The sequence below is a fragment of the Bacillus sp. FSL L8-0167 genome, assembly GCF_038630295.1.
Classification (GTDB): domain Bacteria; phylum Bacillota; class Bacilli; order Bacillales; family Bacillaceae; genus Bacillus; species Bacillus safensis.
Genome location: NZ_CP152027.1, coordinates 3630217 through 3654717, shown reverse-complemented (window position 1 = coordinate 3654717; position 24501 = coordinate 3630217). Strand labels below are relative to the sequence as shown.

Below are 24501 nucleotides of genomic sequence, written 5' to 3'. Positions count from 1 at the left end.
TTTTTGTCATCTCCTATTTATTTTTATCACTGATGGATGCCCATCGCGTGAAGCATCGTGTTGAATTTTGCAGATGTTTCAGCTAGCTCTTCTTCTGCCTTTGATCCTTTGACCACTCCTGCACCAGCAAAGAGACGCAGGGAGTGACCCTCAGCTTCTGCACAACGAATGGTGACAATCCAATCACCATCACCATTTGCATCTGCCCAACCGATCATTCCTGTGAAAAATCCTCGATCGAAGGGTTCAATCGCTTCAATGGCTTCACGTGCATCTGCTGTAGGTGTTCCGCATACTGCGGGTGTTGGATGAAGGCTAAGCGCCAAATCAATTGAGGACACACCGGAATCTATTAAGTCACCTTTGACCACAGTAGATAAATGCCACATCGTTTCTGTTTGTATGACGGATGGTGATGCAGGCACATCTAGTGTATGACAGTATGGAGTAAGCGCTTTAGTGACAGCTTCAACAACCACTGCGTGCTCGTGTAAATCCTTCGCTGAGGTAAGGAGTTCATCGCGGCGGCGCTGGTCTTCTACTGGATCTGAACTGCGCGGCCGGGAACCAGCAAGTGGATTGGAAATCACAGATGAACCGGTTTTAGAAAGGAGCAGCTCAGGGCTTGCCCCAAGAAGTGTGCGCTTTTGGGAAGACTTCGGATCAGCTACATTTGCAGCAAACGTATAGCCAGTCGTATTATGACGAGCCAGTCGTTCGAGTATTGTTTTCGTAGGAATGTCTTGATTTGATTTGAGATGGAGAGATCGAGAAATGACGATTTTGCTAAGCTCTCCTTTTTCAATTTTAGCTAACCCTTCGTTCACACCATTCATGTAGACTTCAGGAGAAGGGTCAGGTGTCACCTCATAGGATGGCGATGCCGCTTCTGACTCCTCATCACCTTGTTGAAATTCGAGTGGATCACTAAACTGTACATGGACTGGTACATTTAAACGAACGGGCTGCGCCGGATCAAATGGGACAGCACCAGCCACAATCGGTGTTTGAATTCCAGCTTGTTTGGCATCTTCAAATACGTGCGCTACCCTTGTGGATAGTTCATTTAGCTGATTGGTTTCAATATGCTGGAAAATCCCTTCGGCAAGTATCGTGCGTTTAGGTGAAGCAAGAAAAAAAGCGCCTGGCTGATAGTCTTGAAGCAATTGTACTTTTTCTTCGGACGACAATAATGAATGTTTCATGAAAAGGCCTCCTTTTAAATGAAATGCTAGATTCCGAGTGTTGCGCCGCCATCGATCGTGAGATTCTGCATCGTAATATGACTGGATTGCTCAGATGCAAAGAAAATGACTGCATCAGCGATATTTTGAGGATCAGCGATTTTTTGTAAAGGAATACCGGTTTTATACGTCTCTAGTGAACCTTTAATCACCTGATTTTCTCCTTGTTTATCAGGCCATAAAGCCCATTGCATAGGCGTTGCGGTAGACCCAGGAGAGACGACGTTGCACCTGATTCCATAGGCAGCCAGTTCCAATCCAAGCGTTTTTGTAAATGAAGTGGCTGCTGCTTTTGAAGCGGCATAGGCAGCCATATTCATTCTAGGAATGGCACCTGCGTTAGAGCTGACGGTCACAATGACCCCTTCTGATCTTTTCATCATGTATTTGGAGACAGCTTGAGATACGTAAAAGACACCATGTGTGTTGACTGCGAAAGTTTGTTGCCAGTCATCTGCACTAAGCTGGTCAATAGAACCCATTCGAAGAATGCCTGCTACATTGACCAGTAAATAAATGGGGCCAAGCTGCTTTTCAATTTGATCGACCATGTGCTGAACAGATGCTTGATCGGTAATGTCACCTGGATAGGCAAAGGCACGTATGCCTTCATCCTTCATTTGCTGGACGGTGCTTTGCAGCTGATCTTCTTTTACGTCAACTGCTGCAAGAATCGCACCTTCTTCGGCTAGTCTTTTTGCGACTGCTTGTCCAATACCCTGTCCTGCGCCTGTGATAAGGACAACTTTTTGAGATAGACCACTGTGTTTCATGTGTTCACTGCCTTTCCTTCATGTCTGTGGTTGTGAAAGGATCATCATGATAGAGTGCAAATCGAAAAGCGTCATTCATCAGCACCGGTAAAACGGACGTATGTCCTTCTTTAGGGAATTCGTGATAGGCTGTATGCAAGCCATATGAGGATAAAGGCAGCATACGATTTGCTAGTGAATTTGCATGATCATTCATTTGACACGGATGATGTTTTTCTAACTCACCTACACCTACAAGCAGCCTGACATCCATAGGCATCTGACGTATATGGCTGGTGAATTGGTGTTCTTTTTCTAGAAATAATTTTTTGTTCCAGTGGATAGAAGGACTGCCTGCAATATATGTTTGATAAGCATCAGGGTGCTCAAATAGTGTGTGTAATACAAAAAGACCGCCAAGAGAGTGCCCAAATAGTGTTTGACGACTCTGGTTGATCGGAAAGCGCTGCTCGATATAAGGCTTTACAATCTTTTCTAAAAAAGAAAAGAACGCAGAGGCGCCGCCATATGTATGGGTGGAGAAATCCTTTCTTTTGTCACCAATGGAAGCGTCAGGGCCGGTTAGAGTGAGATCATAATGCCTGAGCGGATGATAGGGCGCTTCTGTCTGATAGCCAATTCCAACAATGATGGCAGGTACAACACCTGTTTTTTCGGGTCTTCTTGACTGTAAACGAATGGCTTCGACCATTGTGCCAAAAAGTGAATTCCCATCAAGCACGTACATGACTGGAAAACCAGCCGCTGGAGGAGTAGTATTCGGTTTAAATATAAAAAGTCTGTATGGGTGTGCTGTGATATCCAGTTGCTCCGTCCCGGGTATAAAAAAAGGACGGCTTTCTCCGAAAAGAGAATCCTCAGTACCCATTCCTTCAGGGCGTTTGGACATGTGTAAAAAATCCCCTTCCTCAAATTGACTCTCATATGCTGATAAAAGCAGGCTTGCGGATATAGGATGAGTGTAGAGATTGAAGAATGGTCCCTTCAAATGAAAATGATTCTCAATTATCACGCAAGCAAATCAAATGATAATGGTTATCAATTATGAAGTCAAATGTTCATTAAGTGGTGTAATTGATAATTTAATCTAAATTTTCGGAAAATAAAGGACTAAATAACTACCAAATGAATGGAAATAGGGAATGCCGGACTGAGTCATTTAAAAAGAGGAGAAATGCCAAAAGACCTTGACCGTCACGGGATATTTACCATTTTCTTCTGTTTGATTCAGGAATATATATAGGTTTTTCTTCTTGAAATCATTTTGAGGAAAAATAAGTCTATAGACCTTCTTGTATTTTTAGGAAAAAAGAGGAGAATTTTTCGAAAAGCTGGTGAGCATATCTCACAACTTATTCAATCTCATGCGTAAATTCATATACAATTTTCTAAGGAAGACAAGATCGAAGGGAATGTAGGCAGAATGAAAACTCCATTAGGAAAGCTAAGGCTAAAACTGCTTGAACATCAGTTCAAATTGAAAAATTCGTTTACAGTGGAAGAATATCATGAAATGAAGCAATCATTACATGAAATACGGATGACATTTGCGGCCTATGAACAATGGGATTTATACCAGCGGGCCACCGATATGATCACCATCCTCCTCTTTCAACACGCCCTCAAGCAAAACCACCATTAACACCTTCACTTTTTATGAGCAGCGTATTTCTTATGAAAGGACGGTGCTGTTTTAAAGTTGGCCAAATATCATATAGCATCAAAAATGCGGAAATGAAAAAAGTAAGGGATGTCCCCTTACTTTTTGATCAATTGGTGTACATGTCTGTAAACACCATTCAATTAGAATCCATCTGTGACATCATATTCGTAACGAATATCGGCTTTGACATTGCTCATAGTAGATCTCGCAGTAGCCTTTGCGTTGTACTTAAAGCTCCATTTTTGAGCCACTCTTAATTGATCTTCCAGAGAAATACGGTAAGAACCACTTGTTGCAGATGAAAAAACGGATTCGTTCCAAATCTTGTTTTCATCAGCCATCAGTTTGTGTGTGACATTTCCTTGGTTAGGCGATTGGGTACTAGTTGTTGAAATCGATTTAACGATTGCATTTTTAGGGATAGAAGAATTGTTCGTTAAATCCATTGTAATGATAGAAGAATCAACTCCTAAAAAATTCAAAGAAGTATTCCCCAGGTTGGTAGCGGTCCCCGTAAAGTTGAATGTACTATTTCCAGATTTAATTCGATCTTGAATGGATACAGTAAAATACATATTTCCTGTATATGTGCCACGAGTTACTTTCACAAAATAAGTTTCTGAAGTTGAAGTAACTTCATCAGTATTGGCAAAAATAAACGGCGTAATTGAATCAGGGTTAATCACCCTACTTCTTTCATCTGAACTTTTCGAATTATACACCTCGATTTTCATCCCTGTATATTGCTTATTATACGAACTTCTGACATAAACTCTTTCACCTTTATTGATCGTAAACTGATAATACGCTTCATTTTCACCTTCAGGTAAGATTGTTGTATCTGGGCGACTATTTTTCCAATATCCCATTGAGCTTGCTGTGTTAGGGCTGTTATTCCCCGTAATCGCTGCTTCTGCTGAATTAGGTGCAAAAAAACTAGTAACAAGCACTAATACCAATGCAGGTAACAAAAAACGTTTGAAGATAGTATTTGTCATATTTTAACCCTCCTTGTAATAATTACTATATCGGATCGAAACTAACAAATTTTAACTGAATTGCCGATATATTTAATAATCACTATTTTTTTAAAAAAGGAGAATCAAAATGAATATTAACTCGTCATACACGGCAGTTGCTTCAAACAATCAGAACCGAATAGACTCTAAAGATCAATCAGCTATTAAAAGTACAAACGAGGTGATGACCGAAGCTGATAGAAGAATGAAAATTTTAGATGAAAAATACCAAAAAATAAATGAACAAAATAAACGATTCAAAGATCCTCATGGTCATATATTTGATAAGTATCGAAATCCAAACTCCCCTTATTTCAGAAATGATTTAACTAAACCGGAAAGAGAGGCGGCTTACTCTATTGAAATTGGATGGGCTAATAGTGGAACAGGAGGACATTTTAATTCTAATGATGCCGCCTTTCGTAATGAAAAACGGTATGACCCTACCCAAGAAAGTGTAGAAAAGAAAATACTCAATCGCCAAAAAGTGAACGAACAAATACAAGATTTATTCTCTAAAAACGGGATATCCCTTCCTAAAAACACAAATCTCACTTTTACCATTGACCCGAACAATTTTAAATTGGTGGTAAGTGGTTCAAAAGACGAAACGCTGATGAAACAAATAGAAGACTTATTAAATACAACCAACAATACTAGAGAATTATTTTTCCATATCATGAAAAGCAGAAATGATGATTCTACTCAATTCACACCGGATTCTCTGGCCAAGTTCCATCTTGTTAATCAAATCAAAACGGTCACAGGCTACAATTTAAAGGATTTAAGCATTGTAAATGGTCAATTTGTAACGGATAACGGAACGAATATTTTTGATCTATACAAAGAAGAACTTCTTAAAAATCCATATACAGCAGAAAATGCGCGCATTGCCGCTTCACATTACGGAGCACAGCTATTTGACCTAGCGAAAAACGGGTTTGACTCTATTCCCGATTTAGTTTTATCTATTGGTTATCAAAACGGTTCCTTATATGACATTGGACAAAAGGTGAATTACGGAGTATTAAAGTGAAGATAAATACATCGAATACGACAGCTGTTCTAAATAAGCAGAACCTTCCGGACTTCAATAGCCATCCAGCTATTAAAAGTACAAATGAGGTGATGACCGAATCTGATAGACGGATGAAAATATTAGATGAAAAATACGAAAAAATAAATGAACAAAATAAACGTTTCAATGATCCTCAAGACCATATATATAATAAGTATAGAAACCCTTACTCTTCTTATTTCAGAAGTGATCTAACAAAACCGGAAAGAGAAGCTGCTTACATTATGGAAATGAGTTGGGCAAGGAATAATAAAGGTGGACAATATGACTTTAATGATGCCATCTTCCGTAATGAAAAACGGTACGATCCAACCCAAGAAAGCGTAGAGAAAAAAATATTCAATCGTCAAAAGGTTAACGAACAATTACAAGATTTATTCTCTAAAAACGGGATAACCATTCCTAAAAACACAAATCTCACTTTTACCATTGACCCGAACAATTTTAAATTAGTGGTAAGTGGTTCAAAAGACGAATCGCTGATGAAACAAATAGAAGACTTATTAAATACAACCAACAATACAAGAGAATTATTTTTCCATATCATGAAAAGCAGAAATGATGATTCTACTCAATTCACACCGGATTCTCTGGCAAAGTTCCATCTTGTTAATCAAATCAAAACGGTGACAGGCTACAATTTAAAGGATTTAAGCATTGTAAATGGTCAATTTGTAACGGATAACGGAACGAATATTTTTGATCTATACAAAGAAGAACTTCTTAAAAATCCATATACAGCAGAAAATGCGCGCATTGCCGCTTCACATTATGGTGCACAGCTATTTGATCTAGCCAAAAACGGGTTTGATTCCATTCCAGATTTGGTGTTATCTATTGGTTATCAAAACGATTCTTTACAAGACATTGGGCAAAAAGTGAATTATGGGGTTAAGAAAGCGATAGATTAACAAAACTTGAACGATGACAGATACAAAATCATTAGCGATAACGAAAGACTCTATAACAATTGATGTTACAGAGTCTTTTCTATTGAAATGCGCTGGTTTGCACAAAATATCAACATGGTAATTTTGACTATAGTCGATGTTTTTCACTTTTTTATTGATGAAAATGTTAAAATGATGAGTAGCGTATTTTTTTATGAAAGGACGGTGCTTGGCATGACGGAACTTCTCGATGACCGGCTGCCGCCGCAAAATATAGAAGCCGAGCAGGCCGTATTAGGTGCTGTTTTTTTAGAACCATCTGCGCTAACGCTCGCTTCTGAGGTATTAATTCCAGAGGATTTCTATAGAATGTCGCATCAAAAGATTTACAATGCGATGCTTGTACTTGGCGATAGAGGAGAACCGGTCGATCTTGTCACGGTGACATCTGAGCTTGCCAATACAGATTTACTAGAAGAGGTAGGCGGGATTTCGTATTTAACCGACATTGCGAACTCTGTCCCAACTGCCGCAAACATTGAATACTATGCAAAAATTGTAGAAGAAAAATCCATTTTAAGACGTCTGATCCGTACGGCGACAACCATTGCACAAGATGGATACACGCGTGAGGATGAAGTAGAGGACCTGTTGAGCGATGCGGAAAAGACCATTATGGAAGTGGCGCAGCGTAAAAACTCAGGAGCCTTTCAAAACATTAAGGACGTTCTTGTTCAAACATACGATAATATTGAACAGCTTCATAATCGCAAAGGCGATATCACAGGGATTCCAACGGGTTTCTCTGAGCTTGACCGGATGACAGCTGGATTCCAGCGAAATGATTTAATCATTGTAGCGGCTCGTCCATCAGTAGGGAAAACCGCCTTCGCATTGAACATTGCCCAAAATGTCGCGACCAAAACGGACGAAAGTGTTGCTATCTTTAGTTTAGAGATGGGTGCTGAGCAGCTCGTTATGCGTATGCTTTGTGCAGAGGGGAATATCAATGCACAGAACCTAAGAACCGGTAATCTGACAGAAGAAGACTGGGGCAAGCTGACAATGGCGATGGGCTCGCTGTCAAACAGCGGAATTTTCATTGACGATACACCTGGAATCAGAGTAAGTGAAATTCGTTCGAAATGCCGCCGATTAAAGCAAGAAAATGGTCTTGGCATGATCCTGATTGACTACTTGCAGCTCATTCAAGGGAGCGGGCGATCAAGCGATAACCGTCAGCAGGAGGTTTCTGAAATCTCTAGGGCATTAAAATCGCTGGCAAGGGAGCTTGAAGTTCCGGTTATTGCCTTGTCTCAGCTTTCCCGTGGGGTAGAGCAGCGTCAGGACAAACGTCCGATGATGTCTGATATTCGTGAATCAGGAAGTATCGAGCAGGATGCCGATATCGTGGCATTCCTTTATCGTGATGATTACTATGACAAAGAATCAGAGAATAAGAACATTATCGAAATCATTATTGCCAAACAGCGTAACGGTCCAGTTGGTACAGTATCACTGGCGTTCGTCAAAGAATATAACAAATTCGTCAATCTGGAAAGAAGATTTGATGATGCGGGTGTTCCGCCCGGTGCTTAAAGCCCAGCTCAAGAAGCTGGGCTTTTTTGATTGATCTACATCGAAAGAATGATTGAAAAAACAATCAAAATGAGGAGGAGAGAGAAAAAGAGAGAGCGTATACTAAAAGGAGAAAAGGAGTGAAGACTGATGAAATTTCAACAGTTTGAAGCCGCTCAATTACGTATCGCACGCCCAACCGTCAACATGAAAGAGGTTGTTTCCTTTTATGAAGAAGGCTTAGGGCTCAAACGAATAGGCTCATTTGATCAGCATGAAGGGTACGATGGTGTGATGCTCGGGCTGCCTCACCAGCATGTTCATTTAGAAATCACCAAACATGAAGAAGAAGAAAGCCTGCCCGTCCCGCATCCAGAACAGCTGCTTGTTTTCTATATTCCAGATGCAGAAGAATTTCAGCAAATGAAAGAGAGATTGCTCTCATTTGGCGGACGGCTTGTCACCTCAACGAATCCATACTGGGACCGAGGAGGAGCAACCATTGAAGACCCAGATGGGTATCGAGTTGTGCTGATGAACACAGATGGTATTACACCTGTTTAAAAAAGACGCCCATTGTTGGGGGTCTTTTTTATGTTGATGAACAGCTGGAAACGGTAAAAAGTTGTTTTTGCTCAAAATCTCCATTTTTAAGCACTGGAAAAGTGATTAAAGCGCTTTTCTTTATATTTAAAACGAACAAAATTTGATTTCGAGATATTAATGTTCGGATTTCGCGTTGACTTTTTCGTTGTGCATTGATAAAATAAATGTGTTTGAAAGAGATAACGTTTTGAAAGGTTAACGGAGGTGCACGATATGTCTTCAGTAGTCGTAGTAGGTACGCAGTGGGGTGACGAAGGGAAAGGGAAAATTACCGATTTCCTTTCAGAAAATGCAGAGGTGATTGCCCGTTATCAAGGGGGAAACAATGCAGGTCACACGATCAAATTTGATGGAGTGACTTATAAGCTACACCTCATTCCATCCGGTATTTTTTATAAAGAGAAAACTTGTGTCATCGGTAATGGAATGGTGGTTGATCCTAAAGCGTTGGTCACTGAGCTTGCGTATCTTCACGAACGGAATGTGAGTACAGATAACCTCAGAATCAGCAATAGAGCCCATGTTATTCTGCCTTACCATTTAAAATTGGACGAGGTAGAAGAGGAGCGGAAAGGGGCTAACAAGATCGGCACGACTAAAAAAGGAATCGGGCCAGCTTATATGGACAAAGCAGCCCGCATCGGTATCCGCGTCGCAGATCTATTAGATCGTGAAGTATTTGAAGAGAAGCTTGCACGTAATCTAGAAGAGAAAAATCGTCTCTTAGAGAAAATGTATGACACAGAAGGCTTCAAGATTGAAGATATTTTAGACGAGTATTATGAATATGGCCAGCAAGTGAAAAAATATGTTGTAGACACATCTGTTGTTTTGAATGATGCACTAGATGAAGGCCGCCGCGTGCTATTTGAAGGAGCACAAGGGGTCATGCTTGATATCGATCAAGGGACATACCCATTTGTGACGTCATCTAACCCGGTAGCTGGAGGCGTGACAATTGGTTCTGGCGTAGGACCAACAAAAATTCAACATGTAGTCGGCGTGTCAAAAGCGTACACAACACGTGTTGGAGATGGACCATTCCCAACAGAACTCCATGATGAAATTGGTGATCAAATTCGTGAGGTTGGCCGTGAATACGGTACGACAACTGGACGCCCGCGCCGTGTCGGCTGGTTTGACAGCGTTGTTGTCCGCCATGCACGCCGTGTGAGCGGAATTACAGATTTATCTCTTAACTCAATTGATGTACTAACAGGGATTGAAAAATTGAAAATCTGTGTCGCTTATAAATTGAATGGAGAAATCACTGAGGAATTCCCAGCAAGCCTAAATGAATTAGCGAAATGTGAGCCTGTCTACGAAGAAATGCCAGGATGGACAGAGGATATTACAGGCGTGAAGAACTTAAGTGAGCTGCCTGCAAATGCCCGCCATTATTTAGAACGCATTTCACAATTAACAGGTATTCCACTTTCCATTTTCTCAGTCGGACCAGATCGTTCACAAACGAACGTTGTCCGCAGCGTGTACCGTCCATAAGAATAGATTGATGAAGCGCCAGTAAAATCTCGCATTTTACTGGTGCTTTTTTGTTTAAATATTCGTTAATTTCACTAGAACGGACTTCCGGTCATTACCAAAATATGATAACTGTATAGGAGGGAAGGAGCGTTCTAGTGAAAGAAAGAATACGATTATTAGATATTTTACGAGGTTTTGCCATACTAGGCACCTTGGGAACGAACGTCTGGTTTTTTGCGTATGCAGGGGATACCTTTGCGACAGATCAGATTGCGGATGAATATGAAAATGGCAGTTTTCTAGAAAGTCTTGTCTCCATGTTCGTTTATGGAAAAATGCTCTCGCTGCTCACGATCATGTTTGGTGTTGGATTGGAGCTGAAATACCAGCAGACAAAAAGGAAGGACACGCCTTGGCCGGGTACTTATTTGTGGATTCTTTTATTTTTATTTATCGAAGGCTTTGTCCATTTTGCGCTTGTAATGGAATATGATGTGCTCATGAGCTATGCCGTTACGGGGCTGCTTGTGGCTTACATTGTACGGGGAGGAAGCAGGCGCATCAAAAAGGGCATGGTTTTCTCAGGTGTGATTCATCTGCTCGTGATGTCATGTCTGATGCTGTACTCCCTCTCTGAAATGGAGTCAGCGACTGATGATCAAAGCGGTGAACCGGCGCTGGAAGAGCAGCTGCCAGAGACATGGATCTCGCAGATTCAAGAACGGTTACAATACTTCTTCATGTACCGAGAAGAAGCGGTCTTTATCATTCCAATGAACACATTTCTGTTTTTATTGGGTGTGCGGATGATGAGAGCCGGTGTATTTTATGGAAATGAACGCGGACAATCTCTCCGGAAAATATTGTTCCGAATCGGACTGTGGATTGGTCTGCCGCTGAATGCACTAGTTTTCGTATCGAACGATTTAGTGGAATTTGTGGTTCGCTACGTCTTTTCACCATTCCTCTCTATTTTCTATATAGCTGTCATTGCGAAGCTCCTCGCGCGCAAGGAGTCTTGGTTCATGTGGACTTGGTTTGAATATGTAGGGAAAATGGCGCTTAGCTGCTACATCCTGCAAAATGTCATCTGTTCCATTCTTTTTTATAGCTGGGGATTTGGTCTTGGCGGTCAAATCAATGCGCCCCTGATTGTGTTGGCATGGCTGTTGACTTCACTTCTGCAAATTGCGATTTCAGCATGCTGCTTAAACGTCTGGGGAATCGGGCCAATGGAATATATCCGTTCACGGGCACTTCGCCGGGTGACGATGAAAAAAGCAGCATAAAGGGGACAGCATTATGTTTTTTAAAAAAATGACGAAAAGAGAACAAGCGAATACACATAAAGCTGCTGTGCCGGCATTTGTCTTTTATCTTCTGGCATTAGGAGGGCATGCGCTGTACGCGTTTTTCCAAGGTGACAGACCACCGGTTACTTTTGTCATTTTAATGGCGGGACTCCTTGTCTTTTTCTCCGCTGACTGGCTATTTAACAAAAAATGTTCATAAAAAAGCCCTCATCGCGAGGGCTTTTTCCTTACTTCAGGCTTTTATATTGGCCTTTTAAATTTTTACGGATGTACTGGATGATTTTGCGTAGTTCGTTGGCGTGCGGTCTGCCAAACGGACTTGTTTGTCTTTGCTGATAGAGCACTTGACCTTTTTCATTTAATAAGAAATAAGCAGGTTCACCGTGCACCCCGTGATCTTCATATGGGGCATCTTCCCCGTGATAGTGGACTTCATATGCTTTTAATGACGTGAGATCATGGTCATACATGATCGGGAAGGATAGTCCCTCTTTATCAGCAAATGCCTTCAAGTCATCAGGGTTATCCGTTGAAATCGCCATCAAGTGAATATCCTTGTCCTGAAAGTATGACTGCTGCTGTTCAAGCTCTTTTAATTCTTCTACACATACCGGGCACCAAGATCCTCTAAAGAAAACGATCAGGTGCCAGCTTTGATGCTCCTCTAAATGTTTGTCGAAATCAATGTGTTCGCCCTGTATTGTTGGAAGTGAAAAATTGGGCATTTTATCTCCTAATTTAAATGAACTCATACTGCTTCCTCCTTTTTCAATGACAATGTCACTTGTTTCATGTATAGCCATTTTTGAGCGGCCTGAAACGTGTCTATGTGTTTAAGTAGGCAGTGGTCACCCGAAAAGGTGCATCAAAATTGAAGGCGGTTGCAAAAATGGGGGCTTTGGCAGGAGATTTCAAATCCGACACTTTTTTTAAAAAAATGTCGAAAAACGTATTGCCATATGTAATTATTCTATGATATTATAAATCTCGTTGTTGCAAAGGTCTCTGAAACTTGTTAGGATGCGATGTTCCAGCTTTTTTAAAGCGATTGGTTTGGCGCAATATTAGCTTCTTCAGATTCACTTTTCACAAACCGAGAGCCATTAGCTCAGTTGGTAGAGCATCTGACTTTTAATCAGAGGGTCGAAGGTTCGAGTCCTTCATGGCTCACCATGTATTGGCCCGTTGGTCAAGCGGTTAAGACACCGCCCTTTCACGGCGGTAACACGGGTTCGAATCCCGTACGGGTCATTGATTTACTTTAGCGTTAAGCTAATTTTTTCCTCACTTGCTTGAAGGAGCACCACGATTGCTTTTTCGGGCAAGTTACTGAGGTCCGGTAGTTCAGTTGGTTAGAATGCCTGCCTGTCACGCAGGAGGTCGCGGGTTCGAGTCCCGTCCGGACCGCCATTTATACATATTCATCTTTTTGATGATGGCTCGGTAGCTCAGTTGGTAGAGCAACGGACTGAAAATCCGTGTGTCGGCGGTTCGATTCCGTCCCGAGCCACTTCCAAACGCATCTGCAATCGCAGGTGCGTTTTTATTATGAAAAGAAGGCATAAAAAGGGAGAAGCCGGACCTAGGTAGGGCCCGGCTCCATAAGAAGAAGACGTTACATCTATATAGACGGCTGGAGATTGGAAAAGTTTCAATAAAAAAGGAAAAAGTCATCAATTTTTTTGAGCGGCGCCTTCCTATCCAACGTTTACTAGAAAAGAAAGCCGTTATTATTTTTATCTTTGCCTCGTAAAACGTTATAATAGACAGTGAGCCTTTTTTCCGCAAACGGAAAAGGCGTAATGTGACATGCAAAATGGAATGACATAGATGCTAAAAATGCAGGAGGAAATCACAATGGAAAAAAAGATTCTTGTCGTAGATGATGAAAAACCGATTGCTGATATATTGGAATTTAATTTAAGGAAAGAGGGCTATGAGGTTCATTGTGCATATGATGGAAACGAAGCCCTTGAAATGGTAGAAGAAATCAAGCCGGACATTATTCTGCTCGACATTATGCTGCCGAATAAAGATGGTGTGGAAGTATGCCGTGAAGTGAGAAAGAAATATGACATGCCGATTATCATGCTGACAGCAAAAGACTCTGAAATTGATAAAGTCATCGGCCTTGAGCTTGGCGCAGATGATTATGTGACAAAGCCTTTCAGCACACGTGAGCTGCTTGCCCGCGTGAAAGCGAATTTGAGAAGACAAACCGCTGCTCCGCAGACGGAGGAAGAATCTGAATCAAATGATATTGAGGTTGGATCACTTGTTATTTATCCAGATGCGTATGTGGTGTCTAAGCGCGAGGAAACGATTGAATTGACGCACCGTGAGTTCGAACTGCTTCATTATTTAGCGAAACATATCGGACAAGTCATGACACGTGAGCACTTGCTGCAAACCGTGTGGGGCTATGATTACTTCGGAGATGTCCGTACAGTAGACGTCACAGTCCGCCGTCTTCGTGAAAAGATTGAAGACAACCCTAGCCACCCGAGCTGGATCGTGACAAGACGAGGCGTCGGCTACTATTTAAGAAACCCAGAACAGGACTAAGATTCTTATGAGTAAAGTAGGTTTTTTTCGCTCGATTCACTTCAAATTGACCTTGATTTACGTGCTGCTGATCATCGTCGCCATGCAGATCATTGGCGTGTACTTTGTGAAGCAGCTAGAGCAGTCCTTAATTAATTCATATGATAATTCCTTGAATCAGCGAATCTACTCGTTATCGTATTACCTAGAACAAGATTCATCGAAAAGCAAAGCAGAATTAAAAGAGGATGCTCAAAAGATATTAAACGATTTTAACAACAAAGATGAGTCTAATGAAATCTCTGAAGTCAGCTATATTGACGAAAGCAGAGAGGTCATTGCTTCTGTAAATAACGGCAGCCAAGAGATTGCCGGCAAGAAAATCACTGATCAAATCATTAGCCGTATTTTCGCGGTCGGCAAAGACTATGAGAAAAAATTCTATGACCCTGAGTCAAATAAAAGGGTGCGTATTTCTGCGACAGCCGTAAAAAATGAGAACCAAGAGACCGTTGGTGTGATTTATGTTGTGTCTTCAATGGAAAGTGTTTTTAACCAAATGCGAACCATTAACACCATTTTAGCAACTGGGACACTGATTGCACTTGGGACGACTGCTCTACTTGGTATCTTCATCTTCAGAACGATCACTCATCCTATTTCAGATATGAGAAAGCAGGCGATCGAGCTTGCCAAAGGGAACTTCTCCAGAAAGGTCCGGAAGTATGGACATGACGAGATTGGCCAGCTTGCGACAACCTTTAACCATCTGACGAGAGAGCTGGAGGAAGCTCAGCTGATGACGGAGGGGGAGCGGAAAAAGCTTTCTTCTGTTATTGCCTATATGACGGACGGTGTCATCGCAACGAATCAAAACGGTGCAATTATTCTATTAAACAGCCCTGCATTAGAGCTGTTAAATGTTTCACGTGAAACAGCACTAGAGATGCCGATCACGTCTTTGCTTGGTTTAGAGGAAACTCATACATTTGAAGATTTAGTCGAAAATCAAGATTCCATGCTGATCGAAATTGAGCGCGAAGATCAGCTGTCTGTATTGCGTGTGAATTTCTCCGTCATTCAGAAAGAGCATGGGAAAATTGATGGCTTAATTGCGGTCATTTATGATGTCACAGAGCAGGAGAAAATTGATGCTGAACGCCGTGAATTCGTCGCGAACGTATCGCATGAGCTGCGCACACCGCTGACGACGATGCGGAGCTACCTTGAGGCGCTTGCTGAAGGTGCAATTGGTGATAAAGAGCTTGCACCAAGATTTCTCAGTGTCACGCAAAATGAAACTGAGCGCATGATCCGGCTTGTCAATGACCTGCTGCAGCTGTCTAAGTTCGACAGCAAGGATTATCAATTCAACCGTGAGTGGACGAACTTTATCAGGTTTATCTCGCTCGTCATTGATCGTTTTGAAATGACGAAGGAGCAGCATGTCGATTTTATCCGCAACCTGCCGCAGCGTGAAGTATATGTGGAAATCGACCAAGATAAAATTACTCAGGTGCTCGATAATATCATTTCCAATGCCATGAAATACTCACCAGAGGGTGGACACATCACGTTTACCGTCGATCTGGATGAGGAGAAAGGCCTTGTGTTATTCAGCGTGAAAGATGAAGGAATCGGTATTCCGAAGAAGGATATGGATAAAATCTTTGAACGTTTTTATCGGGTAGATAAAGCAAGAACAAGAAAGCTTGGCGGAACCGGCCTCGGCCTTGCGATTGCAAAAGAAATGGTTCAGGCTCATGGCGGAGATATTTGGGCTGACAGCATTGAAGGAAAAGGGACAACGGTGACCTTTACCCTTCCGTACAATGAAGAACAAGAGGATGATTGGGATGAAGCGTGAGACCTTTAAAACCATAATATTGACAATCCTAATTGCGATCAGTCTTGTATTTACGTGGAATATCTGGATGTTCCAGCCCGTCATGCAGGATCAGGCAGATACCGGCACACAGGTCGTGGAAACGAAGAAGATTTCAAGCGACGAGCCTAGAAGTCTCATTGATGTCGTGAAGCCGCGCGAGATGTTCATCCATTCAAATGGGGAGCATTTTAAAGTGGATCAAAAGGAACTCTTTCAAAACTTTTGGAATGATGTGAGCCTTTGGGATGTCAAAGAGATTAACGATGTGTCAGATCAATATTCCGAGCAGAAATTTAAGAATTTCTTCTATGGACGCGAAGGACAAGGGAAGACATTGGATCTTGTCTTCAATGATCCGATTCCGATTGATATTTTCCAAGCGCTCTTTAAATGGCCGAACAAGTCCATTGAATACAACTCGTTTGATCGGATGATCGTGCCGTTCGCCCAGCAGGATAAGGCGAATAAAAAAGTGTATTTGGTCTCATACAGCAAGGAGACGGTGCTTGAGCTGACAATTGAGTCCGCCAACTACCGTAATCTAATGAACAGTATCGCAGCCGCTCAAAACGAGATGCCGCGCTATGATCTTTATACATTCTCAACGAATTCTAAACGAGATTTCCTTCTTCCGAGAAAGCAAAAGCAGCTTGAAGCGAAGATGTTCTTTATCGAAACGATTAAGACAAACAAGTTCAAAGATGCTTTGTTTACGGACCCGAGCCTTGTCGGTGAGGAATCTAATTTAAACCGGACGGTGTACACAGATGGCACAAGCCGCCTTGAAGCCAATCAAAAAGACCACCGCATTCAATATCAGCATCGCAATATCAATTCCAGCACTGTTTTCCAAACGGGGGATTTGATTAAGCGAAGTGTGAAATATTTCAATGATACGGGAAGCTTTACTGATGACTATCAATATTTTGGCATCAACAGCAACCAGCAGCTGTCCTTTAATATGTTTATGGACGGTCTGCCGATCGTGAACAGTACAAAGCATCCATTTGGGATGACCTCCCTTGAAGTACAATGGGCGAATGATGACATTTTGAATTACAAGCGCCCAAACTATATTCTTGGCAATAAAGCGAGTCAAAGTGAACAGGTCAAGCTGATGAACGGGACAGAGCTGAAGGACTTGATCATCAAGCAGACGAAATATGATGATCTGGAGAAAATTGAACAGATTTTCCCTGCATATCAAGCTGCTTCAACCCTATCAGATCAAGATCAAGCGATGTTTGTCTGGCTGGAGCCTGTATGGTGTATGAAGTATAACGGCAAAACCGTGATTCTATCGAATGATCTTTTGACAGAGGGGAGCGAGAATCATGGAGTGGAATAAGACCAAAACGATCTTTATCCTAGCCTTTCTCGTTCTCGATATCTTTCTAGGTTTTCAATACTTTGAAAAACGGTCAACCGATCATTTTGCGATTATCGAAAAAACGGATACGCTGGAAGAAATGAAGGCAGACGGGATCAAATATGGCAATCTATCAGATGAAGCGAAAATTGGATACCGCATTACAGCTGAAAAGAAGCAATATACAAAAAAGGATGTCGACGGATTAGCTGATCAAAAGGCGAAAAGCACATTCCCGAAAACAGAAAAAGATGATCCTGTCACGCTGCTTGAAATGACCTTCAACAAACCCGTTGCCTTGCCGAAAAAGGATATCAAAACAGCGGCGACGAACCTTGTGAACCAGCGTTTGCTGGATGGGAAGAATTATAAGCTGTGGAGTATAGATGAAGAGACAGGGAAAATCGTCTTTTTCCAAACGTATAAAGGGAAATACATCTTCCAAGAAGGCCTTGATGACACCGAAACCATCGGGCAAATCACCTTAAATCTCAACGATCAAAACGAAATCGTCTCATATGAGCAATCAATGGTGACATCGATTAATGAAGTGAGAAAAGAAACCCTTGTCCCGGCACTTGAAACAGTGAAGGACTTATATACGCAAAATATGCTGAGCCAAAACACGACCGTGAAAAAGGTAGAGCTTGGCTACTATACGCAATACCCGGGGGCAAGCACGCAAGTCATGGTACCTGTATGGCGGGTGGAGCTTGAAGGCGTATCAGCAGGTTCAAAGAAAAAGACAGAAGAAGAATATTTGATCAATGCCATTGATGGCTCAACACTTGATCATATAGAGAAAGATGACAAATCTTCAATGGAGTGAGAGAACATGAGCTTGCAGTTCAGTGTACTAGCGAGCGGAAGTACGGGGAACGCTTTTTATTTAGAAACAGACGAGCATGCCTTTTTGGTGGATGCTGGTTTAAGCGGCAAACAGATGGTCGAGCTGCTTAGCCAAATCGACCGCAAGCCTGAGGACTTGGACGGCATTTTTGTGACACACGAGCACTCCGATCATATTAAAGGGCTTGGTGTCATGGCAAGAAAGTACAAGCTTCCTGTCTATGCAAATGCGAAAACATGGAAGGCAATGGAGTCTCATATCGGAAAGATTGACACAGAGCAGAAATTCCATTTTGATATGGAGACCGTTCAATCCTTTGGCGGCCTTGATGTCGAGTCATTTGGCGTCTCACACGATGCCGCAGAGCCTATGTTTTACGTGTTCCATTATGGAGGGCGCAAACTTGCCCTCATGACGGATACAGGCTATGTGAGTGACCGCATGAAAGGCATTATTAAGTCAGCCAATACGTTTGTGTTTGAGAGCAATCATGATGTCGGGATGCTGCAAATGGGCCGCTACCCATGGAGCATTAAGCGCAGAATTCTGAGTGATGTCGGACATGTATCAAATGAAGATGCTGCTCTCGCGATGACAGATGTCATTGGAGATGCCACCTCACGCATTTATTTGGCTCACTTGAGTCAAGATAACAACATGAAGGATTTAGCCCGTATGGCGGTCCAGCAGACGCTTGAAATGAAGGGCTTTGTTGTGGGGGACGGCTTTGATTTATTTGATACGGACCCGAAAAAAGCAACCCCGCTTTGCGCCGTATGATTTTTACAATCGTATGATTAAGATAAGAGCTTCTTACCAACACTATATACATCATCTATTCACTGAAAGGAAGGAAACATAGTGGATTATCGCGATGTAGAGTGGAAGCCGAGACGAAGCAGAAAAGGATATTTTCTTTCTGGTTTGATCGGTGTATTGGTAGGAGCTTTTTTAATGGGATTCTTTTTCCCCTATGTATCTGGACAGAGCGGCAGTCCCTTTGGATGGCAGCAGAACGGTGATGGACAAGCATCTCAGGGCCCTTTAAAAACTGTGAATGTAAACGTCAATGATGCTGTCACGAAAGTGGTGTCTAATATGTCAGATACGGTGGTCGGCGTCATTAATATCCAAAAGTCGAGCTTTTGGGAGGAAGGCGGAGAAGCAGGCAGCGGGTCAGGTGTGATCTATAAAAAAAAGGGTGACACGTTTTATATTGTCACAAACCATCACGTCATCAAAGGCGCCAACCAGCTTGAAGTGAGCCTCCATGACGGGACAAGAATTGGTGCCAATCTTGTCGGCAGCGATCAGCTCATGGATTTAGCAGTTCTCACTGTCAAAAGTGATAAAATCAAGAAAACGGCAGCCTTCGGTAACTCAGATCATGTGAAGCCGGGTGAGCCAGTCATCGCCATTGGAAATCCATTAGGGCTTGAATTCGCAGGTTCTGTCACACAAGGAGTCATTTCAGGCACGGAGCGTGCGATCCCTGTGGATTCAAATGGGGACGGACAGACGGATTGGAATGCAGAAGTACTGCAAACAGACGCCGCCATCAATCCTGGAAACAGCGGTGGTGCCTTGATCAATATGGACGGAAAAGTGATCGGCATCAACTCAATGAAGATTGCTGAATCAGAGGTAGAAGGAATCGGGCTGTCTATTCCAGCGAATCTGGTCATTCCTGTCATAGAGGATTTAGAGCGCTACGGAGAGGTAAAGCGTCCGTATCTTGGCGTCGGCATGAAATCATTAGCGGATATTGCGAGCTATCACTGGCAGGAAACGTTGAAACTGCCATCTAAGGTTACATCTGGGGTCGTTGTCATGAGTGTTGAGCCGTTGTCTCCCGCAGGAAAAGCGGGACTAAAAGAGCTGGATGTCGTGACCTCCTTTGATGGCAAGAGTGTACAGAATATCGTAGATCTTCGTAAGTATTTATATCAAAAGAAGGTCGGCGACAAGGTAAAGGTGCAGTTTTATCGAAGCGGAAAGAAAAAATCAGCAGAGATCAAACTTTCTCAAACCGACCGATATGGCGGCTAACCAGTTCCAACTAGGAACTGGTTTTTTTGGCATGACTGACATATGATGAAGGAAAGGGGGCGGTACGATTGGTTACACTACAACGGATGTCACAAACTGATTACGATGTATTGATGGAGAAAGCCATTCAGCGGTACGCGGAAGAAAAGGTACTCGCAGGGACATGGGAAAAGGAAGAATCACTTGCGAACGCAGAAGAACAATTTGACAGGCTGCTTCCAGAAGGTCTTCAGACAGAGCATCATGAGCTGTGGAATTTCTTAAACGGAGATGAAGCGATAGGCTGGGTTTGGCTTTGCTATGACCCGAATCACCCACAGCACGAAGGGTTTATTTATAACTTTATTTTGTTTGAAGCTTATCGAGGAAAAGGCTTTGCAAAGCAGGCAATTGCTGCATTAGAGGAGCAGGCAAAGTTATTAGGTGTGCAAAAACTCTCTCTTCATGTCTTTGCTCACAATCAAATCGCTCGTTCGCTTTACGAGAAAACGGGATTTGAAGAAACCGGTATCTATATGAGTAAACCTTTATAAAAAAAGAAGAAGTACCGTGCAGAAAGCGTACGGTACTTTTTTATGAGGACATCATGGCATCCTGAGCCGTGACTCTGTATAAATCGACTTTGCACTTCACGAAAGCACGAATGATCGCTGGAACTTGAGCTTCTGAACGAATTAACAATGAGGTCTCGTCATCACTGATCACAAGATCTGTTCCGACAGTTTGCAGGTACTGCGTGAGAACAGGTTTCACCTCATCATCAATCCATGCATGCTTGAAGGTTGCACGTATGTTTGAGGATGTGATGGTTTTTTCTTGAGGATGAGTATGTGGGGACACTAATTTTCCTTCAGAAATGAACGCCGTTTTGGTACAAATACTATTGGTGAACCTTGGACGGTCAGCTGTTAAAAAGACGGTTTTTCCTTCATCCTTTAATGTTTCAATGACCCGCTGGATGTGCAAGATCGAATCTGCATCAATATCGGCAAAAGGCTCGTCGAGTAAAATAAATTCCGGCTGATGGGCGATGGCCTGCGCCATTCCGAGCCGTTTCTTCATACCAGGTGTGAAGGCACCGACTTTCTCCTGATGATCATGATGTAAACCGACAAATTCGAGCAGTTCTTCATAATCACTCGTTCTCTGGCGTGTTCCGGTGATTTTTGATAAATAGGCAATATGCTCAAGAGCCGTAAGACCTTCATATAAATCCGTATATTCTGGCAGAACACCGATATGCTGTCTCACTTTTTTTAGCGAAGGCATATTCATCACTGTAAACGTACCAGAGGTAGGGCGGGAGATCCCGGTAATAATATTGAAAAACGTCGTCTTACCAGATCCCTTTGGTCCAATGAGGCCGAAGATATCGCCCTGATTGACATCAAGATTAATATGATCTATTGCGACTTTTGTACGGTATTTTTTTGTGAGCCCCTTTGTATGAAGCATCTACACATCCCTCCTTTGAAACAGCAGTGCAGTTCCAATGAGTAAGATAACGGTCAATGCCGTGTTCATTAGGACGTAGGTCAGCGGTTCACTCCAGCGCGCATAATAATAAGGCGTCATATATTGGAACCAATGAATCATTCGTTCTGAAGAAAGAACAGAAATCAAACTGACGATTGGGAAAAGAAAGGAAAATAACATGCCGACAAACATTGATTTCTGCGGTGTTGGAAAGAGCATGGACAAAAATAAAGCACATGAGATACCGACACTGATAAAGGTTAAGATTTTTAAGGCATCTGAGAACAGAAAACGGTGTGAAATCACCATATTCAGCACATATGTCGTCATAATACAGCTAAGCCAAAACAGCATCAGTCCAAGATATTTCCCGATGATAATGTTCAAACGGGTTGTTTTACTGACGAGAAAACGAATGGTTTTCAAATGAATTTCGCGGCTTAAAATATCATGAGACAACAAAAAAATAAGGAAGAAACCAAATAAAGACATCACCAGTTCATTCCCAATAGAATAAGGATCCTTTGCCAGTTCCCATTTTTCCTGATGAGCAGCGATAAACGGAAGACTTGAAACAAAAGTAGATAAAATGAAAATAATAACAATTGTTAAAATAGATTTTGTGCTTTTGAAGAGCTGCTTAAACTCATTCATACAGATGGTCCACACACGCTGTACCTCCCTTCACCTTTATTATACCCCTAGAAAAGAAAGACACCATATCTTGCTCTTTAACATTTGTTTAAATTTCATAAAAAGAAGACTCTTCCAGCACCAGTTGACTCATTTTTAAAAATGTTCAGAAAAATATCTTGATTTATCAAAAAACATCATGTATGATAGCTTTAATTCAAGATAACTATACAGGCAATGACGAGAGAAAGTACAATCATCAATTTTTCCACAGAGAGCTTCGGCAGCTGAAAAGAAGCAAAAATAATGATTCGAAAAATGGTCTCTGAGCCTCGTGCTGAACATATCTATGATATTAGTAGGTGACGACGAGAGTTGGTACTCGTTATCAAAACCACAGTATATGAGCCAGATTGGAGCTTTGTACTTGTAGAGGCTGTTTAGCGCGAGCAAACAGTAAATAAAGGTGGTACCACGAGACAAATACCTCGTCCTTATGATTCAAAGATAAGGATGGGGTATTTTTTATTGTCCACTTTTTTTCATACAATTGTTCAAATGTTCCACGTGAAACACCACATCCATTTTTTCAAATGAAAGGGAGATTGACATGAGTGAACATGCATTGGTTTTACAATCAGATTTCGGCATTGATGATGGAGCTGTCAGTGCAATGTACGGAGTGGCAAATACGGTCAGCAGCAGCATCCGCATTTTTGATTTAACACACAATATTCCGCAGTATGACATTTGGGAGGCCTCTTATCGCCTGCTTCAAACCGTCACATACTGGCCGGAAGAGACGGTATTCGTTTCTGTCGTTGACCCGGGCGTTGGATCCGAGAGAAAAAGTCTTGTCGTCAAAACGACAAGTTCACACTATATCATTACCCCAGATAACGGGACACTCACGCACGTCGCGCAGGATATTGGCATTGTGGAAGCCCGTTACTTAGATGAAACCATTAACCGGCTGCCAAAGTCGGGAAAATCACATACATTCCATGGGAGAGACATTTACGCTTATACAGGGGCGAGAATTGCATCAGGTGTGATTTCTTTTGAAGAGGTTGGGCCAAAGGCGAATATTGATGATATTATCCATCTTCCAGTCGTACAGGCTTATGCGGAAGAAGATGTGATCACAGGGACGATTGATATTTTAGATGTGAGATTCGGAAACCTATGGACAAACATTCATCACACGCTATTTGAACAGCTTTCAATTAATTATGGGGATGCAATAGAAGTTACCATTGCCAACGGGCCGAAAAATGTGTATAAAAATATCATGACCTATGGACGATCTTTTGCCGACTTAAAGGTAGGCGAACCACTCGTATATGTCAATTCACTCGATCATTTAGGCGTGGCGATCAATCAAGGGTCATTTGCAAAGGCTTATAACATCGGTACAGGCACAGGATGGCGCCTTTCGATTCGCAAAGCTCCGCGCATTATATACGAATAAGAGGAGGATACATCATGGCAGGAAAACAACTTTCAACGAAAACTGTCGTTGCCATTGGAATTGGCGCAGCCGTCTTTGTGATTTTAGGACGCTTCGTCTCCATTCCAACTGGAATTCCGAATACACAAATTGAAACCTCATACGCATTCCTTGCATTAATGGCCGTGCTATTTGGTCCTGTTGCAGGCGCACTGATTGGTTTTATTGGCCATCTCATTAAAGATGCGACCACATTTGGCCCTTGGTGGAGCTGGATTATTGTATCGGGTGTCGTTGGTTTATTGATCGGCTTTATTTCTAACCGTTTAAAAGTAGAAGAGGGAGACTTCGGCTGGAAGAAAATCACGCTCTTCAACGCCGTACAAGCAGGCGCACAGGCATTAGGCTGGTTTATCATTGCTCCTGTACTCGACATTGTGATCTATGCAGAACCTGCGAACAAAGTGTTTGTCCAAGGCATCGTGGCAGGGATTTCAAACATCATCACAGTTGGTGTCCTAGGGACCATCATCATTGCAGCTTATGCGAAAACGAGAAGCAAAAGCGGCAGCCTATCGAAAGAAACATCATGA

General features: G+C 42.2%; 24 protein-coding genes, 4 tRNA genes and 1 other annotated feature. Of the genes, 21 read left to right on the top strand and 7 right to left on the bottom strand.

From position 1 onward, the window contains the following. Positions 1–26: 26 nt before the first annotated feature. The 3 genes from dhbC to MHB66_RS18845 are packed head-to-tail and all read right to left on the bottom strand — an operon-like array spanning position 27 to position 2906. Positions 27–1205 (bottom strand): isochorismate synthase DhbC, encoded by a 1179-nt coding sequence (dhbC, locus tag MHB66_RS18855; RefSeq protein ID WP_046312584.1) that lies wholly within the window; start codon positions 1203–1205, stop codon positions 27–29. Between the two features lie 26 nt (positions 1206–1231). Further along, positions 1232–2017 (bottom strand): 2,3-dihydro-2,3-dihydroxybenzoate dehydrogenase, encoded by a 786-nt coding sequence (locus tag MHB66_RS18850; RefSeq protein ID WP_046312587.1) that lies wholly within the window; start codon positions 2015–2017, stop codon positions 1232–1234. A 4-nt stretch (positions 2018–2021) separates the two neighbouring features. Next, the gene (locus tag MHB66_RS18845) at positions 2022–2906 is read right to left on the bottom strand and encodes an alpha/beta hydrolase-fold protein (protein WP_046312589.1); all 885 of its coding nucleotides are present in this window, start codon (positions 2904–2906) and stop codon (positions 2022–2024) included. A gap of 534 nt (positions 2907–3440) precedes the next feature. On the opposite strand from MHB66_RS18845, the gene MHB66_RS18840 reads away from it, so the two are divergent. After that, positions 3441–3659: a hypothetical protein gene (locus MHB66_RS18840; protein ID WP_041118429.1), complete on the top strand. Its 219-nt coding sequence runs from the start codon at positions 3441–3443 to the stop codon at positions 3657–3659. A gap of 161 nt (positions 3660–3820) precedes the next feature. Here MHB66_RS18840 and MHB66_RS18835 read toward each other — a convergent pair whose 3' ends face one another. Beyond that, the gene (locus MHB66_RS18835; protein ID WP_034283603.1) at positions 3821–4678 is read right to left on the bottom strand and encodes a hypothetical protein; all 858 of its coding nucleotides are present in this window, start codon (positions 4676–4678) and stop codon (positions 3821–3823) included. 109 nt (positions 4679–4787) lie between these two features. Here MHB66_RS18835 and MHB66_RS18830 point away from each other — a divergent pair, with 109 nt between their 5' ends. The 7 genes from MHB66_RS18830 to MHB66_RS18800 all read left to right on the top strand — a co-directional run bounded on the left by MHB66_RS18830 (position 4788) and on the right by MHB66_RS18800 (position 11848). Further along, positions 4788–5735, top strand: a complete 948-nt coding sequence (locus tag MHB66_RS18830; RefSeq protein WP_052712404.1) for a DUF4885 family protein — start codon at positions 4788–4790, stop codon at positions 5733–5735. Then, entirely contained in the window at positions 5732–6688 is a 957-nt protein-coding gene (locus tag MHB66_RS18825) for a DUF4885 family protein (RefSeq protein WP_046312592.1), read from the top strand. The genes MHB66_RS18830 and MHB66_RS18825 overlap by 4 nt, the downstream gene beginning before the upstream one ends. Positions 6689–6901: 213 nt before the next feature. Beyond that, positions 6902–8266 (top strand): replicative DNA helicase, encoded by a 1365-nt coding sequence (gene dnaB / locus MHB66_RS18820; RefSeq protein ID WP_003214779.1) that lies wholly within the window; start codon positions 6902–6904, stop codon positions 8264–8266. A 129-nt stretch (positions 8267–8395) separates the two neighbouring features. Then, positions 8396–8809: a VOC family protein gene (locus tag MHB66_RS18815; protein WP_046312594.1), complete on the top strand. Its 414-nt coding sequence runs from the start codon at positions 8396–8398 to the stop codon at positions 8807–8809. A gap of 255 nt (positions 8810–9064) precedes the next feature. Next, on the top strand, positions 9065–10354 hold the full coding sequence (locus tag MHB66_RS18810) for an adenylosuccinate synthase (protein ID WP_034283601.1): 1290 nt from the start codon (positions 9065–9067) through the stop codon (positions 10352–10354). A 137-nt stretch (positions 10355–10491) separates the two neighbouring features. Beyond that, positions 10492–11625, top strand: a complete 1134-nt coding sequence (locus tag MHB66_RS18805; RefSeq protein ID WP_046312596.1) for a DUF418 domain-containing protein — start codon at positions 10492–10494, stop codon at positions 11623–11625. 13 nt (positions 11626–11638) lie between these two features. Next, the gene (locus MHB66_RS18800; protein ID WP_046312597.1) at positions 11639–11848 is read left to right on the top strand and encodes a hypothetical protein; all 210 of its coding nucleotides are present in this window, start codon (positions 11639–11641) and stop codon (positions 11846–11848) included. A 28-nt stretch (positions 11849–11876) separates the two neighbouring features. Here MHB66_RS18800 and MHB66_RS18795 read toward each other — a convergent pair whose 3' ends face one another. Further along, positions 11877–12401, bottom strand: a complete 525-nt coding sequence (locus MHB66_RS18795) for a peroxiredoxin family protein (RefSeq protein ID WP_034283595.1) — start codon at positions 12399–12401, stop codon at positions 11877–11879. A 345-nt stretch (positions 12402–12746) separates the two neighbouring features. Here MHB66_RS18795 and MHB66_RS18790 point away from each other — a divergent pair. From MHB66_RS18790 to MHB66_RS18740, 11 genes are all read left to right on the top strand, one after another. Then, positions 12747–12822, top strand: a tRNA-Lys gene (locus MHB66_RS18790). 6 nt (positions 12823–12828) lie between these two features. Beyond that, positions 12829–12900, top strand: a tRNA-Glu gene (locus tag MHB66_RS18785). An 82-nt stretch (positions 12901–12982) separates the two neighbouring features. Continuing rightward, positions 12983–13059, top strand: a tRNA-Asp gene (locus tag MHB66_RS18780). 27 nt (positions 13060–13086) lie between these two features. After that, positions 13087–13159: transfer RNA gene (locus MHB66_RS18775), tRNA-Phe, on the top strand. 347 nt (positions 13160–13506) lie between these two features. Further along, entirely contained in the window at positions 13507–14214 is a 708-nt protein-coding gene (gene yycF / locus MHB66_RS18770) for a response regulator YycF (protein ID WP_024424030.1), read from the top strand. Between the two features lie 7 nt (positions 14215–14221). Next, positions 14222–16060 carry a cell wall metabolism sensor histidine kinase WalK gene (gene walK, locus MHB66_RS18765; protein WP_024424029.1) on the top strand — a complete coding sequence of 613 codons (1839 nt, stop codon included), beginning with the start codon at positions 14222–14224 and terminating at the stop codon, positions 16058–16060. Further along, a complete protein-coding gene (gene yycH, locus MHB66_RS18760; RefSeq protein WP_046312600.1) occupies positions 16050–17429 on the top strand; it encodes a two-component system activity regulator YycH in 1380 nt (459 codons plus the stop codon). The genes walK and yycH overlap by 11 nt, the downstream gene beginning before the upstream one ends. Further along, positions 17416–18279, top strand: coding sequence for a two-component system regulatory protein YycI (yycI, locus tag MHB66_RS18755; RefSeq protein WP_046312602.1), 864 nt, complete (start codon positions 17416–17418; stop codon positions 18277–18279). The genes yycH and yycI overlap by 14 nt, the downstream gene beginning before the upstream one ends. 6 nt (positions 18280–18285) lie before the next feature. Further along, positions 18286–19080, top strand: coding sequence for an MBL fold metallo-hydrolase (locus MHB66_RS18750; protein WP_034283589.1), 795 nt, complete (start codon positions 18286–18288; stop codon positions 19078–19080). An 81-nt stretch (positions 19081–19161) separates the two neighbouring features. Then, the gene (locus MHB66_RS18745) at positions 19162–20349 is read left to right on the top strand and encodes a S1C family serine protease (RefSeq protein ID WP_046312605.1); all 1188 of its coding nucleotides are present in this window, start codon (positions 19162–19164) and stop codon (positions 20347–20349) included. 68 nt (positions 20350–20417) lie between these two features. Then, positions 20418–20882: a GNAT family N-acetyltransferase gene (locus tag MHB66_RS18740; protein WP_046312608.1), complete on the top strand. Its 465-nt coding sequence runs from the start codon at positions 20418–20420 to the stop codon at positions 20880–20882. A 40-nt stretch (positions 20883–20922) separates the two neighbouring features. Here the strand turns inward: MHB66_RS18740 and MHB66_RS18735 are convergent, their stop codons facing one another. Both MHB66_RS18735 and MHB66_RS18730 read right to left on the bottom strand, forming a co-directional pair. Then, positions 20923–21804, bottom strand: a complete 882-nt coding sequence (locus MHB66_RS18735; RefSeq protein ID WP_024427618.1) for an ABC transporter ATP-binding protein — start codon at positions 21802–21804, stop codon at positions 20923–20925. Continuing rightward, on the bottom strand, positions 21805–22494 hold the full coding sequence (locus tag MHB66_RS18730; RefSeq protein WP_034283580.1) for an ABC transporter permease subunit: 690 nt from the start codon (positions 22492–22494) through the stop codon (positions 21805–21807). Positions 22495–22686: 192 nt separating this feature from the next. Further along, positions 22687–22957: a binding site (T-box leader), on the top strand. A gap of 111 nt (positions 22958–23068) precedes the next feature. On the opposite strand from MHB66_RS18730, the gene MHB66_RS18725 reads away from it, so the two are divergent. Further along, positions 23069–23929: an S-adenosyl-l-methionine hydroxide adenosyltransferase family protein gene (locus tag MHB66_RS18725; protein ID WP_024427616.1), complete on the top strand. Its 861-nt coding sequence runs from the start codon at positions 23069–23071 to the stop codon at positions 23927–23929. 14 nt (positions 23930–23943) lie between these two features. Continuing rightward, complete coding sequence (locus MHB66_RS18720) at positions 23944–24501, top strand: ECF-type riboflavin transporter substrate-binding protein (RefSeq protein ID WP_024424020.1); 558 nt, start codon at positions 23944–23946, stop codon at positions 24499–24501.